This window comes from Janthinobacterium sp. BJB426 (genome assembly GCF_002735705.1).
Classification (GTDB): Bacteria; Pseudomonadota; Gammaproteobacteria; order Burkholderiales; family Burkholderiaceae_D; genus Janthinobacterium.
The window spans coordinates 185,241-199,829 of record NZ_PDZL01000001.1; the positions used below are offsets into that span (position 1 = coordinate 185,241).

Consider the following 14,589-nt stretch of genomic DNA (forward strand, 5'->3'; position numbering starts at 1 on the left):
TCGACAAATTGTCTTGAGCGCGAGGGAAATTAAATATTCTTAAATGCAACTATTAACTTAATAACGTTACTAATATGCGCCATCTTTCTTGAAAATGACTTTAACCGTTTTCAGTAGAATAACAATGTCATTGAATAAAGACCAGTTCTTGACATACCATGCATCCAGATAAACGCGCGTATCATAGCTGACGTCGTTCCTGCCGCTGACTTGCCATAGGCCCGTGACACCGGGTTTCGCTTCCAGGTAATAGTCTACCTGGGGGCCGTAGCGCTCCAGTTCCGCATCAACAACCGGGCGCGGCCCGACGAGGCTCATTTCACCTTTCAGTACGTTCCATAGTTGCGGCAATTCATCGAGGCTGGTCCGGCGCAAGAACTGGCCGATCGAGGTGATGCGCGGATCGTTCTTCAGTTTGAAATCACGGTCCCATTCGGCACGGGCTTCAGGATTGCGCTCCAGTAACTCCTTAAGCAAGACATCGGCGTTCACGGCCATGGTGCGGAACTTGTAGCAGAGAAAATGCTTGCCATTCTGACCCACGCGTTTGTGGCCGTAGAAGATGGGACGGCCCGATGCCATGACCTTGGCCGCGATCCACAGCAAGATAGGGGCGCCGACGATCAGCACGCAGATCGAAGCCGCCAGATCAAAGCAGCGCTTAATCAGTTGCAAGCCTGGTCGCGCCAAGTTGTTGCGCATGGTTAGCAGTAAGACTTCATGTGCAAAGAAATGATTGACCTCCATACCGTACAAGGGTAGCCCGCGTACGGCTGGTACAACTTGCATATTGGCAACGCAACGGCTGACTTGCTGGATCATGCCCTGATAAGTGTCGATGCCGCCTTGCTCCAGGGCGACAACCGTATGCGGGTCGCCCAGCAACTTGAGCGTTTGTTCCGGGTTCTCACCTAGCTGAATGCAGGGCACGGCTTGCTTGCTGCGGTTCACATAATGTTGTTCGAGGCGGTCTTGGCCATCCGGTATCAGGAACGCAATCAGGCGATAGCCCATCAACGCTTCCTCATCGAAGGCGCGCGCTGTTTGCAAGGCATTGTCACCGCAACCGATGATGACCATGGGGCGTATCCAGCCACCCGCTTTCATCAGCAGGTATTTGACCATCCCACGCAGCAGCAAGACACAGCACGGCACCAGTAGCCAGGTCGCCAACAGTGCCTCGCGCGAGGAGTCGCGCTTGTCGAGGAAGACCAGGGCAGCATCGATCAGACCCATGACCATGGAAACCTTCAGCAGTTCCTTGATTTCATTCGAGTAAGGACGGCGTTTGGCATGATGCCCCTTCAGCTTGAAGACCGCCAGAGTGACCACGGATAGCAGGCTGTAACTGAGCAGGCGCGAACTATCCAGCCCGAAGCTGTTCAAATCGCTGGCATCGAGCGTCCATTTGCCCGCAAACCAGAATGCCATGAACAGGGCAAGCGCGTCGGCAAAGGCGAGAAAATATTTTTCTGCCCTGCTGCTGCAATACCATTTTACTTCTTGTACAAAGATGCCTTCGATTGGTTTCATGATACTTGCTAAACCTTATAAACTTCAGTGTGAATTTTTGCGGTGCCGCATGCGTGGTGAGGACATATTTGCTTGGTCAAACGCGGCCGTAGCGGTCTTCAAAGCGGACAATATCGTCTTCCCCAAGGTAGCTGCCCGATTGAATCTCAATCAATTCCAGCGGTAGCTTGCCCGGGTTGGCCAAGGAGTGGACGACGCCGAGGGGAATATACGTGGACTGGTTCTCGGTCAGCAAATATTCCTTGTCGCCATTGGTGATCTGCGCCGTGCCGGAGACCACGATCCAGTGCTCGGCGCGGTGGTGATGCATTTGCAATGACAGCTTGGCGCCTGGCTTGACAGTGATCCGCTTGACCTGGAAACGTTCGCCATTGCCGATGGAATCATATGAACCCCACGGACGGAAGACTTCGCGGTGCATGGTGGCCTCGGGACGCTCCCTGGCGATCAACTGCGCAACCAAGGTTTTTGTTTGTTGTGCCTGATCCGCATCCATGACCAGCACGGCATCGGCCGTTTCCACGATCACGGTATTGCGCATGCCGATGGCGGTAACCAGGCGGCTGGTACTGTGCACCAGGCAATCGTTGCAATCCTGAATCAGCACATCGCCATGGGCGCTATTGCTATCGGCATCCTTTTCCGCCACCTCAAGTACGGCTTTCCAGGAGCCGATATCATTCCAGCCCGCATCGAGGGCGATGGTAGCGGCATGGCTGGTGCGTTCCATGACCGCATAGTCGATGGCGATGTCGGGACTGGCGGCGTAGGCATCCTTGTCCAGGCGAATGAAGTCGAGGTCGCTCTTTGCGGCAATGATGGCAGCGCGGCACGCTGCCAGGACGGCGGGCTGAAAGCGTTCCAGCTCTTCCAGGTAGCGGCTGGCGCGGAACAGGAACATGCCGCTGTTCCAGAAGTAATCTCCGTTGGCGATATATTGTTCTGCAAGCTCCAGGGCCGGCTTTTCCACGAATTCAAGTACGCGTCGGACTTGCCCGTTTGCAGCGCCCTCGGCGCGAATATAGCCGTATCCTGTTTCTGGACCCGTTGGCGTGATGCCGAACGTCAGCAAATTCCCTGCCTCTGCAGCAGTACGCGCCAGCGCGACGGTCCGATGGAACGCCGGGGTATCCAGAATGACGTGGTCCGATGGCAGCACCAGCAGGAGCGGATCTTCGCCGTTCTCCATCGCATGCAAGGCGGCTGAGGCGATCGCCGGCGCCGTATTGCGGCGCATGGGTTCGAGTAACAGGCGGCTATGTTCCAGGCCGATCTCACGCACTTGCTCCGCGACAATGAAGCGCGAGGATTCGTTGCATACCAGCAGTGCTGGCGACGCGCTGTCGATATCTGCCAGGCGTTGCAGCGTTTGTTGCAGCATGCTGCCCTGAGTGGACAATCGCAGAAACTGCTTTGGGAACGCCTCGCGCGAAAGTGGCCATAAACGTGTGCCGGAACCACCGCAAAGAATCACTGGTACGAGGGGAATAGTCATTTCTGCATCAAGGTAATTTGGATGGTATTGAATAATTGCTTAGTTGGCATATTTTGAAACTCGTCCGGCTTGCATACATACATGCTAGTAAAAAATCAATGTTGCAAGCAGGGGCAGTATTTTAATAAATTACAAGAATCTTTGTACTTTCTTTTGACACTATAGAATCTGAGAGACATGCACGTTTTAGCGCGTCCCGTATTGTAGTTTGCTACCCTTGTGTTCTTATTGATGTACAACGTTTTCAAGCAAAAAAGCAACAAACACGCCCACCGCCGTCAAACTGAGGAGCAACACTGCTCCGGCTGCGCAATCCTTGGCAATCTTGATGTTCGGATGTAGGGATGGATGGAGGTGATCGATCAGGTGCTCCAGCGCGGTGTTAAACAATTCGGCAGCCAGGACCATACCGCAATTGAGCAATAGCAAGGCCCACCATATCAAGGGCGGTCGGGACCAACAAAGTACGATGATCACCATCAGAGCAGCCAGGCATTGCAGGCGAATGCTCGATTCCAGGCGGAGGGCAGCGCTTATGCCTTGCAGGGCAAATCCCAAGCGCTTGAAGAAAGGCTGGTTCTTCATGGCAACTGAAGTGACGGCGCGGGATATTTTACTGACATGAAGGCGGATCTCTCATGAATAGATGAGAATCGCAGGCGTTGCCTTACGATATGACATCATTCGTTCATAGCAGAAAGATTGATGCCAATCTTTTTGATGTTTGATAAAAAGTAAAAAAAGCCCATTTTCAAATGAAAAGGGCTTTTATTGCAATAGTTAAAATATTTGAGTACGTCAACTATTGCGGCACCAGGCCTTCACCTTTCGGCTTGACATCAAGCTGCAGATGGGCCACCTGTCGCTGCCTGGGCAGCCAGATATTAATGGTGGGTTGGGGTCGTGTGCGCGGTGGTCGAGTCCGAGCTAGCAGCACCAGCCACAACGGCAACTGCTGCGCCGATTGCGATCAGGGTGCTGACGCTCAGGCCGGCAACGGTGGTGCCGGCAGCTGCGCCAGCTGCTGGTGCAGCTGCTGCTGGGGCAGGAGCTGGTGCCGATTGAGCCATGGCTTGTGCGGAAGCGAAGCACAGGATTGCCGAAGCGATCAGAATTTTCTTCATGGGATATCCTTTTAGGTTGAACAGCGGGAATGCTAAACTGTCACGCGATTGTAGCAACATTTCTCCAGCTAGTCTGCGCTACACAGTTCACGGTAACAATAATTTATTCTATTTTAGCGGTATACCAAACTATTCATTGTGTCGGGCCGCCCGCATTGTTGTGCTATATCAACAAAAACGACATCGTACCGATGTGACTTTATTTGTCTTTTTTATAAAGTATCGCGAGAATTGGAGGAAAATTCGAAAGCGACCCTCAAGTTTGCCAAGTCCTTGCCATCCCGCGTAAAATGCAGGCTTCGCGGGTGTAGCTCAATGGTAGAGCAGAAGCTTCCCAAGCTTACGACGAGGGTTCGATTCCCTTCACCCGCTCCATTTTTCGCTGGCGCCTGGCTTGATGCGGCGCGGCCACTTATTTCTCCATTCCCATGTCTTCTGATACCCCAGCAAACGGCCCGGCGCGGCCGATGATGTACGATCCGACCGAACACCGCATCCGCAGTTTCGTGACCCGCGCGGGACGGCTTTCCGTGGCGCAGGCGCGAGCGCTCGAGACCCTGGGGCCGCAGTTCCTGCTGCCTTTCGCCAAGGAATCGATGGATTTCGAGCAGGTGTTTGGCCGCAAGGCGCCCGTGATCCTGGAAATCGGCTTTGGCATGGGCGCGACGACCGCGCATATCGCCAAGGCCATGCCGGAGAAGGATTTCATCGGCGTCGAAGTGCATACGCCCGGTGTCGGCAGCCTGTTGAAGCTGATCGGCGAAGAGTCGCTGACGAATCTGCGCCTGCTGCAGCACGATGCCGTGGAAGTGCTGACGCACATGATTCCCGCCAATTCGCTGGCCGGTATCCACGTTTTCTTCCCCGATCCATGGCACAAGGCGCGCCACAACAAACGCCGCCTGATCCAGTCGCCGTTCGTCAAGCAATTGACCGATCGCCTGGCGCCAGGCGGCTACCTGCATTGCGCCACCGATTGGGAAGATTACGCGGTGCAAATGCTGGAAGTGCTGGGCGCCGAGCCGCAACTGCACAATAGCGCCGATGGCTATGCGCCGCAGCCGGCATATCGTCCGCTGACCAAGTTTGAAAACCGTGGCTTGAAGCTGGGCCATGGCGTGTGGGATCTGGTGTTCATCAAGAAATAAATTTCTTTGGCGGTTTGCCCACCTGTGCCGTTTGCACGAGAACAAGCCTGCCGCGGCGACGCCGCAGGCTTTTTTAATGCGTGCGCTAGCGTGCGCTGGCTAGGCAGGGCGGGTGAATTGCGGTAGTCTTATCTTTTTTGCATTGGTTGATATTATGTCCAAGAAAATACTCGTGACGGGCGCATCCGGTTTCATCGGTTCGCATACCTGTGTGGAATTGCTCGCTGCCGGCTTTGATGTGGTCGCAGTGGATAATTTGTGCAACAGCGCGCGCGAAGCGATGGCGCGCGTGGAGCGCATTGCCGGCAAAAGCGTACCCTTCTATGAAGCGGACGTGCGCGACCGCGCTGCCATGGCCGCCGTCTTGCGCGAGCACGCCATCGATGCCGTGATCCATTTCGCCGGATTGAAGGCGGTGGGCGAATCTGTGGCGCAGCCGCTGATGTATATGGATAACAATGTGTCGGGTACCGTGGCGCTGCTGGAAGTGCTGGCGGCGGCGAACGTGCAGCGTTTTGTCTTCAGCTCGTCGGCCACCGTGTATGGCGATCCGGAAGCCTTGCCGATCCTGGAATCGTCGCGCCTGTCCGTGACCAACCCGTATGGACGCTCGAAGCTGATGGTCGAGCAGATACTGGCCGATCTCGTGCATGCCGATGTGCAATGGCAAGTCGGCGTGCTGCGCTACTTTAATCCCGTCGGCGCGCATGCCAGCGGCTTGATCGGCGAAGATCCGGCGGGCATCCCGAACAACCTGATGCCCTTCATCGCCCAGGTGGCCGTGGGTCGCCGCGAACGCCTGGCCGTCTTCGGCGATGACTACGCTACGCCGGATGGCACGGGGGTGCGCGACTACATCCACGTGGTCGACCTGGCGCTGGGTCATGTGGCCGCGCTGAACCGCCTGTTTGCCACCGAGGGCGGTTTTACCGTCAACCTGGGCACGGGCCACGGCTACAGCGTGCTCGACACTGTACGCGCCTTCGAAGCGGCCAGCGGCCGCAAGGTGCCGTATGACATCGTGCCGCGCCGCCCCGGCGACATCGCCAGCTGCTATGCCTCGGCCGACAAGGCGAAGCAATTGCTGGGCTGGCAAGCACAGAAAAACATCGACGACATGTGCCGCGATCACTGGCGCTGGCAGCACCAGAATCCGCAAGGTTATTTAGCTTAAGGATGTGCTAACGCTACTGCCATGAATGGGGGCGCGCTGCACAATCCTGGTTATTCATGGCATAGGTCGATGCCATTGCTATGATTCAAGCTTGGATCCCTCAGCTTTGGCAAAGCGCCAATGCGTCTTGCCAGTGTGGCAAGCCGCAGAAGGTATTCAGCAATCGCTGCGAGGACAGTAGCGAATTGGTGGGGCGCTGCGCCGGTACCGGATAGTCGCGCGCTGGTATTGCTGTCAGTTGCGGTTTCTTGATGACCGACGGATGCGCCATGATGGCTTCCGCAAAACCGAACCACGAGGTTTTTCCTTGAGCCGTCAAATGGTACAGGCCGGATTTTTCCTCCCACCATGCTTTAGAATCTTCTGCCGTGAGGCTTTGCGCCACGATATGCGCGGTGGTATCGGCGATGGTACGGCTCCAGGTCGGCGCGCCATACTGGTCCGATACAACGTTCAGTGAATCGCGTTCTGCCGCCAGGCGGCGCATGGTCAGCAGGAAGTTTTTCCCATGTGTGCTGTAGACCCAGCTGGTGCGCAAAATGAGGTGCGTAACGCCGGTAGCTTGAATGGCTTGCTCGCCCGCCAGCTTGCTGCTGCCGTAAACATTCAATGGGCAAGTCGGATCTGTTTCTGTGTACGGCTCATCTTTTTTACCGTCAAACACGTAATCGGTGCTGTAATGTATGAGTACAGCACCAAGTTTCTTTGCTTCTTCAGCGATAACGCCCGGTGCCTCGCCATTGATGCGCAGCGCAAGTTCCGGTTCGCGCTCTGCCTGGTCGACCGCGGTGTAGGCGGCAGGATTGATGATCAGGGTCGGTTTTATGCTACGAATGACGTCACGCACTTGCTGGAGATTACTTAAGTCCATTTGACTACGGTCCAATGCGATGACCTCGCCCAAGCCTTGCAGGCTGCGTTCGAGTTCATAGCCTACCTGTCCAGTTCTTCCGGAGATTAAAATACGGCTCATGAGTGTTCCTATTTATATTGGTGTCAATAGTATGCCTGAAGGTGGCTGGATTCATTGAAGGAGCCCACTCGTTTTAATGGTGTTATTTTGTAAATTTAACATGTTTCACCCATAAAAAATCCCGCTGCACATCGCTGTGCAGCGGGATTTTTTCAGGCAAAGGACAACTGCCTGCGATTATGGATACAAGCCGCGTACTTCGCGAGCCTGGAGAACACGCGTGCACGCCAGGATGAAGGTAGCCGTACGCATCGACACTTTCTTCTCTTGTGACACTTGCCATACCGAATCGAACGCTTCGCGCATGATGCGGGTCAGGCGGCTGTTGATTTCTTCTTCCGTCCAGAAGAAGCTCGAGAAGTTCTGCGCCCACTCGAAGTAGCTGACGGTCACGCCGCCGGCATTGGCCAGCACGTCCGGCACGATCAGCACGCCGCGGTCGGTCAGGATGTCGTCCGCTGCCGGCAGGGTCGGGCCATTGGCGCCTTCCAGGATGATCTTGGCGCGGATGACTTGTGCGCGTTCAGCCGTGATTTGCTGTTCCAGCGCGGCCGGGATCAGGATGTCGCAATCGATGCCCCAGAAATCTTCGCGTGGCACGAATGCCTCGGCGCCAGGGAAACCTTCGACGCTGCCCACTTCGGCCACGTGTGCCAGCAATTGCGGGATGTTCAGGCCGCCGGCGTGCACGACGGTGGTCTTGTGGTCTTGTACCGCGACCACTTTCGAGCCGGCTTCAGCGAACATGCGGGCAGCGACGCCGCCCACGTTGCCGAAACCTTGCACGATGACTTTCGCGCCTTCGAGCGACATGCCGACCTTGGCGGCCGCATCGCAACCGACGACGAACACGCCGCGGCCCGTCGCATCGCGGCGACCCAGGCTGCCGCCCAGCGAGATTGGCTTGCCCGTTACCACGCCGGTCGACATATTGCCGCCGATCATGGCGTAGCTGTCCATCATCCACGCCATGACTTGTTCATTCGTGTTGACGTCCGGCGCCGGAATATCCTTGTTCGGTCCGATGATCATGCTGATCTCGCTCGTGTAGCGGCGGGTCAGGCGTTGCAGTTCGTTGCGCGACAGGGTTTTCGGATCGACACGGATACCGCCCTTGGCGCCGCCGTATGGCACGTTGACGGCTGCATTCTTGACCGTCATCCAGGCCGACAGGGCCATCACTTCCGACAAGGTCACGTCCTGGTGGAAGCGCACGCCGCCTTTGCCCGGGCCGCGCGACAGATTGTGCTGCACGCGGTAGCCTTCGTAGTGGGCAATGGTGCCGTCATCGCGCTCGATAGGCACGTCGACCGTCAGGATGCGCTTTGGACGCTTCAGCGTTTCCACCCAGCGCGACAGGTTGCCCAGGTACGGCGTAACGCGGTCGATCTGCTCGAGGTAGACGCCCCATGGGCCCAGGTCTTCAGGATTGAGGTAGGAAGGAAGTGCGTGCTTGCTGGTCATGCTTGATAAGCTCCTGACAATACGAATACGTTAGAGGCACAGCCGAGATGCAGCTGCGCGCAGCGGAACCGCATCGTAGGCGATAGCCTCATGCCCCGGCCAATGCTTTGTGCGCATCCGGTTATGCATTTATTGCATAGTTAGAGGTCAGGAGGGACTTGTGGTGACAGCCGCGCTCCGGCGTTTTTTTCCGCTGCGCGCGGCGCTTTCCTGCGCCTGCACCAGGTACTGCCACAGGCTTTCGACGATCTGCTTGCCAGGGCGCAGGCTGGACGGGCGCTCGCGGTACAAACGGATTTCCAGCTCGATTTCCCAACCTGGTGCACCGCCGTCGGCGCGTGCCAGATGCTTGTATTTGACGTCGCGCATGACGGCCGATTCGGGCAGGAAGGCAATGCCGCGTCCCTCCAGCGCCATCATTTTGAGGCCTTCGGCCATGTCCGTTTCGTAGCAGGTTTCCAGGAACAGGGGCGCCTTGGCGTCGGCCACCAGCAGTTCCACCATGCGCCCCAGGTAGGCATTGCTGGTGTAGGAGAGGAAGGGCAGCGGCTCCTTGGCGCTGCCCGGCAGGACGAAGTCGGGCACCTTGTCCTGGCCGCAGCGCGCATACGCGCGCAGGGTTTCGCGGCCCATCACCAGCATGTCGTAGCGGCCCGGATCGAGCTGCACCGGCTGGCGCGGATGGTGATAGCACAGCAGCAGGTCGCAGCCGCCGTCGACCAGCTGCAGCACGGCGTCGTGCACGTTCAGCGCCATCAGGCGGCTGTTGATCGGCGCAAAACCTTCTTCCAGCGCCGTCAGCCATTTCGGCATGAAGGTCAGCGACAGGGTATGCGGCACGGCGAAATCGACGCTTGTTTGCGTGGCCGCCCGCTTGCCGCGCAACAGGGCGCGCACGCCGTTGATCTGCCCCAGCATTTCCAGTGCCTGCTCGTAGAACACGGCGCCGGCCGGCGTCAAGCGCGTGGGGTATGAGGTGCGGTCGACCAGGTCGATGCCGAGCCAGTTTTCCAGCGACTGGATGCGCCGCGAGAAGGCCGGCTGGGTGACGTGGCGCAGGGCCGCGGAACGGCTGAAATTATGCGTTTCAGCGAGCGAGATGAAGTCTTCCAGCCATTTGGTTTCCATCGCGGCAGCGTTCTCTTATCAAGGGCAGGGGCAAGGTGAAGTGGTCAGGGTGTCTCGGGCGATGCCGCCGGCTGGTACAGCGCAGCGGGCAGGCCGAAGAAGGATGGCGGGCCCAGGGTCGTGCCATCGAGCGAGCCGCCCGCGTTCAGGGCCTTGTTGATGGCCGCCAGCAGGGAGCTGCGGTCGGCCAGGTTTTGTATCAGCGCGCGCGGGCCGTTGTGGAAAGTGTGCTGGGCGATGTCCGCGGCGACGACAAAGATCGGCTCGCGGCGCAGGGGGAACTCCACCCATTCGCCGTCGTCGTCCTGCGCGCAGAAAGTATCGGGCAAGGTCATGTTTTCGGCGCCGGGAAGGTGCGACGCCAGTACCAGGCCGAAGGCTTCCGGCACCACGTCGGCCAGGCGGCGCACGGTGAGGTCGTCCTGCACCAGGGCGCGTACTTGCGCTTCCACCGCATCTTCGGCGTCAGGCTGGGCGCCGAGGATTTTCACAGCCTGATAAATCAGGTCGGACGAGAGTGCTTCCATCAAATCTTCCATCAAATCATCTCCAGGATCATGGCGACGATTTCGTCGCCGTACGAGGCCAGTTTTTTCTCGCCCACGCCGCTCACGCCGCGCATCTGCTCCAGCGAGGTAGGCTTGGCCTTGGCGATTTCGCGCAGGGTGGCGTCGACAAAAATCACGTAGGCGGGCACGTTGTGCGTGCGCGCCGTCTCCACGCGCCACCAGCGCAGCTTGTCGAAGATCGCCTGCTCGCTGGTGGACAGATCCGTCTCGACATAGCCCTTCGCCACGCTGGTGCTGCGCTTGCTGGTTTTCACCGGTTTCTGGTACTGGCGCAGCTGCACCTTCTGGCCGCCCTTGAGCACGGGGCGCGAGGCGTCCGTCAGTTTCAGCGAGCTGTATTGTTCATGGTCGACCGAGACGAGGCCCAGGGCGATGGCCTGGCGCAGGATAGCTTTCCATTCCGCCTCTCCCAGGTCCGAGCCGATGCCGAAGACGGACAGGGAATCGTGGTGCCACGTCTTGATGCGTTCCGATTCCACGCCACGCAGCACGTCGATCACGTGGCCGCCGGCGAAGCGCTGGTCCACGCGGTAGATGGCCGACAGCAGTTTTTGCACCGGCACCGTGCCGTCGAACGATACAGGCGGCACCAGACAGGTGTCGCAATTGCCGCACGGCGAAGCCGGTTCGCCGAAGTATTCGAGCAGGCGCATGCGGCGGCAGCTGAGCGTTTCGCACAGGCCCAGCATGGCGTCGAGTTTGACACCCAGCACGCGCTTGAAGGTGTCGTCCGCTTCCGATTCATCGATCATGCGCCGCTGCAGCACCACGTCCTGCAAGCCGTAGGCCATCCAGGCGTTGGCGGCCATGCCGTCGCGGCCCGCGCGCCCCGTTTCCTGGTAATAGCCCTCGATGCTTTTCGGCAGATCCAGGTGGGCGACGAAGCGCACGTCGGGCTTGTCGATACCCATGCCGAAGGCGATGGTGGCGACCATGACGATGTTTTCTTCGCGCAGGAAGCGCGCCTGGTTGGCGCTGCGCTTGGCGTACTCCATGCCGGCGTGATACGGCAGGGCGCGGATGCCGCTCTGGTTCAGAAATTCCGCCGTCTCTTCGACCTTTTTGCGCGACAGGCAGTAGACGATGCCGCAGTCGCCCGTGTGTTCCGTGTTGATGAAGTCGAGCAGCTGCTTGCGGCCATTTGCCTTTTCCACGATCTGGTAGCGGATGTTCGGGCGGTCGAAGGACGAGACGAACTGGCGCGCGTCTTCCAGCTGCAGACGCAGGGCGATTTCGGCGCGTGTCTGCGGGTCGGCCGTGGCCGTGAGCGCGATGCGTGGCACGTCGGGAAACTGCTCGTGCAGCACCGACAGCTTGATGTATTCGGGACGGAAGTCGTGACCCCATTGGGCCACGCAATGCGCCTCGTCGATGGCGAACAGGGAGATCTTCGAGGCCTGGAACAGGTCCAGGCAACGCTGCGTCATCAGGCGCTCGGGCGCCACGTAGACGACGTCGATGCCGCCCGTGCGCACCAGGCGTTCGATGCGGCTCGCTTCTTCGTAGGTTTGCGTGGAATTGAGGAAGGCGGCGCGCACGCCGACTTCCTCCAGCGCGTCCACCTGGTCCTGCATCAGCGCGATCAATGGCGAGACGACGACGCCGACGCCATCGCGCAGCAGCGCGGGAATCTGGTAGCACAGCGACTTGCCGCCGCCCGTGGGCATCAGCACCAGCGCGTCGCCGCCATGGCTGACGTGGTCGACGATATCGGCTTGCTGGCCGCGGAAGGCCGGGTAGCCGAAGACGGTTTGCAGCAGGTGCAGCGCGCGCTGGTTAAGATCTTGATTCATAGTGCCTTATTCTGCCCAAACAACCCAGCCGTAGTGGGCGCTGGCCAACACCAGCAAGCCGAACACAATGCGGTACCAGGCAAAAAACGTGAAGTCGTGCGAGCTGATATAGCGCAGCAGCCAGCGCACGCACAGGAAGGCGGAGATGAAGGCGGCCACGGTGCCCAGGCCGAACAGGGGCACGTCGGTGGCCGACAGGATGTCGCGCGCTTTGTACAGCGAGTAGAAGGTGGCCGCCAGCAGGGTCGGGATGGCCAGGAAGAACGAGAATTCGGTGGCCGTCTTGCGCGACAGGCCCAGCAGCATGCCGCCGATGATGGTCGAGCCGGAGCGGCTGGTGCCGGGGATCAGCGCGAACGCCTGCGCGCAGCCCACTTTCAGGGCGTCGAACGGCGTCATTTCATCGACCGAGTTGACGCGCACGGTGACGGGATTGGTGCGCGCGCGGCGCTCCACCAGCAAGATCACGATGCCGCCGATGATGAAGGCCATGGCCACCGGTACTGGCTTGAACAGCGCATGCTTGATCATCTTGCCGATGGCCAGGCCGATGATGGCCAGGGGCAGGAAGGCGATGGCCACGTTCAGCACGAATTTGCGCGATTTGGCTTCGCTGCCGAAGGTGGTCAGCACGCTGCCGATGCGCTGGCGGTATTCCCAGCACACGGCCAGGATGGCGCCGGCCTGGATGGCGATCTCGAAGACATCCATGACCTCTTTCGAGACATCCTTGGTAAAGTCGAGCAGGCTGCCGGCCAGGATCAGGTGACCCGTGGAAGAAATCGGCAAGAATTCGGTAAAACCTTCGACCAGCCCCATGATGATGGCTTTTAACGCAAGAATGAGATCCATAGATGTATAAAAGGGTATAAGTACGGGTATAAGTGACAGGATGGGGTGACCGCGTGGCGCCAGCAATGTGCGCGGGGTCGAAGCTTACCATGCCGCAGGCCCGGCTAGCCGATTTGGGCGCTGGCGGACAGCGGTTTTTTGCCGCTGGCCGCCAGGCGAGGGGAGGCTTCAGGAAGCCTGTTTTGCTGGCGCCACCAGGCGCGCGCTGGCCGCCACCAGTAGCAAGGCGGCGCCCAGCATGGCGAAAGCGATATTCAGGCTGGTGGCGTGGGCCACGAAACCTATCACGGCCGGGCCCGCCAGGATGCCCGCGTAGCCGATGGTGGTGATGGCCGCCACCGCCAGGCTGGCTGGCATGGCATGCTGGTTGCCCGCCGCCGTGAACAGGATGGGCACGATGTTCGCCGCGCCCAGGCCGATCAGCACGAAGCCGAGCATGGCCAGGCTGGCGTGCGGCGCCAGGACGGCCAGGAAGAAGCCTGCGGCGGCGCACAAGCCGCCGAAAGTAAGCACGCGCTTGCCGCCAAAGCGGCTGACCACCTTGTCACCCGTAAAACGGCCCAAGGTCATCGCGATGGCGAAGGCGGCGTAGCCGAGGCCGCCCTTGGCTTCTTCCACGCCGCGCGTGGTGGTGAGGAACAGGGCGCTCCAGTCGAGGATGGCGCCTTCGGCCAGGAAGACGATAAAGCACAACAGGCCAATGAAAATGACGGCGCCGTGCGGCATGACGAACAGCGGTGTCTTTTCGCCGGAGGCGGAGGCCGTCGGCAGCAGATGGCCTTGCGCTGCGCCCAGCACGCCGCACAGCAGCAGCATCACCACCACGCAGGACCAGGCCGGCGTCAGGCCCAGCCACAGCAGCAGGGCCATGCAGGCCGCGCCGGCGAAGCCGCCCACGCTGAACAGCGCATGAAAGCCCGACATCATGGCGCCGCCGTTGGCTTTTTCGATGATCACGGCCTGGATATTGATGGCCACGTCGAAGGTGCCCATGGCCGCGCCGAACACCAGCAGCACCAGGCCCAGTTGCAGCGGCGTGGCGGCCAGCGCCAGGCCGGGCAGGATGGCGGTCAGCAGCAGGCCGGCGCCGGCAATGACCTTGCGGCAGCCGAAGCGTGCCGTGAGCATGCCCGTAAACGGCATCGCGCACAGCGAGCCGGCGCCCAGGCACAGCAGCAAAATGCCGAGAGTCGCTTCATCGAGGCCCAGGCGCGACTTGGCGTAGGGGACCAGAGGTGCCCAGGCGGCCATGCCGAGGCCGGCGGCGAAGAAGACCAGGCGCGTGGCGCGTTGTTGCAGGGTGCCGGTGAGATGCATGATGGAACTTTTCAAAGGT

General features: G+C 59.4%; 13 protein-coding genes and 1 tRNA gene. 3 read left to right on the forward strand and 11 right to left on the reverse strand.

Annotation, left to right across the window (positions count from 1 at the left end):
- Positions 1-69: 69 nt before the first annotated feature.
- The 4 genes from wbaP to CSQ93_RS28640 all read right to left on the reverse strand — a co-directional run bounded on the left by wbaP (position 70) and on the right by CSQ93_RS28640 (position 4,152).
- The gene (gene wbaP / locus CSQ93_RS00805) at positions 70-1,533 is read right to left on the reverse strand and encodes an undecaprenyl-phosphate galactose phosphotransferase WbaP (RefSeq protein ID WP_099376324.1); all 1,464 of its coding nucleotides are present in this window, start codon (positions 1,531-1,533) and stop codon (positions 70-72) included.
- A 76-nt stretch (positions 1,534-1,609) separates the two neighbouring features.
- Positions 1,610-3,028: a mannose-1-phosphate guanylyltransferase/mannose-6-phosphate isomerase gene (locus CSQ93_RS00810; RefSeq protein ID WP_099376325.1), complete on the reverse strand. Its 1,419-nt coding sequence runs from the start codon at positions 3,026-3,028 to the stop codon at positions 1,610-1,612.
- A gap of 225 nt (positions 3,029-3,253) precedes the next feature.
- The gene (locus tag CSQ93_RS00815) at positions 3,254-3,613 is read right to left on the reverse strand and encodes a diacylglycerol kinase (protein WP_099376326.1); all 360 of its coding nucleotides are present in this window, start codon (positions 3,611-3,613) and stop codon (positions 3,254-3,256) included.
- A 299-nt stretch (positions 3,614-3,912) separates the two neighbouring features.
- Positions 3,913-4,152, reverse strand: coding sequence for a hypothetical protein (locus CSQ93_RS28640; protein WP_158301067.1), 240 nt, complete (start codon positions 4,150-4,152; stop codon positions 3,913-3,915).
- A gap of 301 nt (positions 4,153-4,453) precedes the next feature.
- On the opposite strand from CSQ93_RS28640, the gene CSQ93_RS00820 reads away from it, so the two are divergent.
- The 3 genes from CSQ93_RS00820 to galE all read left to right on the forward strand — a co-directional run bounded on the left by CSQ93_RS00820 (position 4,454) and on the right by galE (position 6,474).
- Positions 4,454-4,527 (forward strand) — tRNA-Gly (locus CSQ93_RS00820).
- Positions 4,528-4,619: 92 nt separating this feature from the next.
- Positions 4,620-5,300: a tRNA (guanosine(46)-N7)-methyltransferase TrmB gene (gene trmB / locus CSQ93_RS00825; RefSeq protein WP_099376327.1), complete on the forward strand. Its 681-nt coding sequence runs from the start codon at positions 4,620-4,622 to the stop codon at positions 5,298-5,300.
- A gap of 154 nt (positions 5,301-5,454) precedes the next feature.
- On the forward strand, positions 5,455-6,474 hold the full coding sequence (gene galE, locus CSQ93_RS00830; protein WP_099376328.1) for a UDP-glucose 4-epimerase GalE: 1,020 nt from the start codon (positions 5,455-5,457) through the stop codon (positions 6,472-6,474).
- Between the two features lie 100 nt (positions 6,475-6,574).
- Here galE and rfbD read toward each other — a convergent pair whose 3' ends face one another.
- The 7 genes from rfbD to CSQ93_RS00865 form a co-directional block, all read right to left on the reverse strand.
- The gene (gene rfbD / locus CSQ93_RS00835; RefSeq protein ID WP_099376329.1) at positions 6,575-7,447 is read right to left on the reverse strand and encodes a dTDP-4-dehydrorhamnose reductase; all 873 of its coding nucleotides are present in this window, start codon (positions 7,445-7,447) and stop codon (positions 6,575-6,577) included.
- 177 nt (positions 7,448-7,624) lie between these two features.
- A complete protein-coding gene (locus tag CSQ93_RS00840; RefSeq protein WP_035822630.1) occupies positions 7,625-8,911 on the reverse strand; it encodes a Glu/Leu/Phe/Val family dehydrogenase in 1,287 nt (428 codons plus the stop codon).
- A gap of 147 nt (positions 8,912-9,058) precedes the next feature.
- Positions 9,059-10,039, reverse strand: a complete 981-nt coding sequence (locus CSQ93_RS00845) for a LysR family transcriptional regulator (RefSeq protein WP_099376330.1) — start codon at positions 10,037-10,039, stop codon at positions 9,059-9,061.
- A 44-nt stretch (positions 10,040-10,083) separates the two neighbouring features.
- Complete coding sequence (locus CSQ93_RS00850) at positions 10,084-10,566, reverse strand: hypothetical protein (RefSeq protein ID WP_233515978.1); 483 nt, start codon at positions 10,564-10,566, stop codon at positions 10,084-10,086.
- 11 nt (positions 10,567-10,577) lie between these two features.
- Positions 10,578-12,401, reverse strand: a complete 1,824-nt coding sequence (gene recQ / locus CSQ93_RS00855; RefSeq protein ID WP_099376332.1) for a DNA helicase RecQ — start codon at positions 12,399-12,401, stop codon at positions 10,578-10,580.
- Between the two features lie 6 nt (positions 12,402-12,407).
- On the reverse strand, positions 12,408-13,253 hold the full coding sequence (locus CSQ93_RS00860) for an undecaprenyl-diphosphate phosphatase (protein WP_086137850.1): 846 nt from the start codon (positions 13,251-13,253) through the stop codon (positions 12,408-12,410).
- Between the two features lie 168 nt (positions 13,254-13,421).
- Complete coding sequence (locus tag CSQ93_RS00865) at positions 13,422-14,570, reverse strand: MFS transporter (RefSeq protein ID WP_099376333.1); 1,149 nt, start codon at positions 14,568-14,570, stop codon at positions 13,422-13,424.
- Positions 14,571-14,589 lie beyond the last annotated feature (19 nt).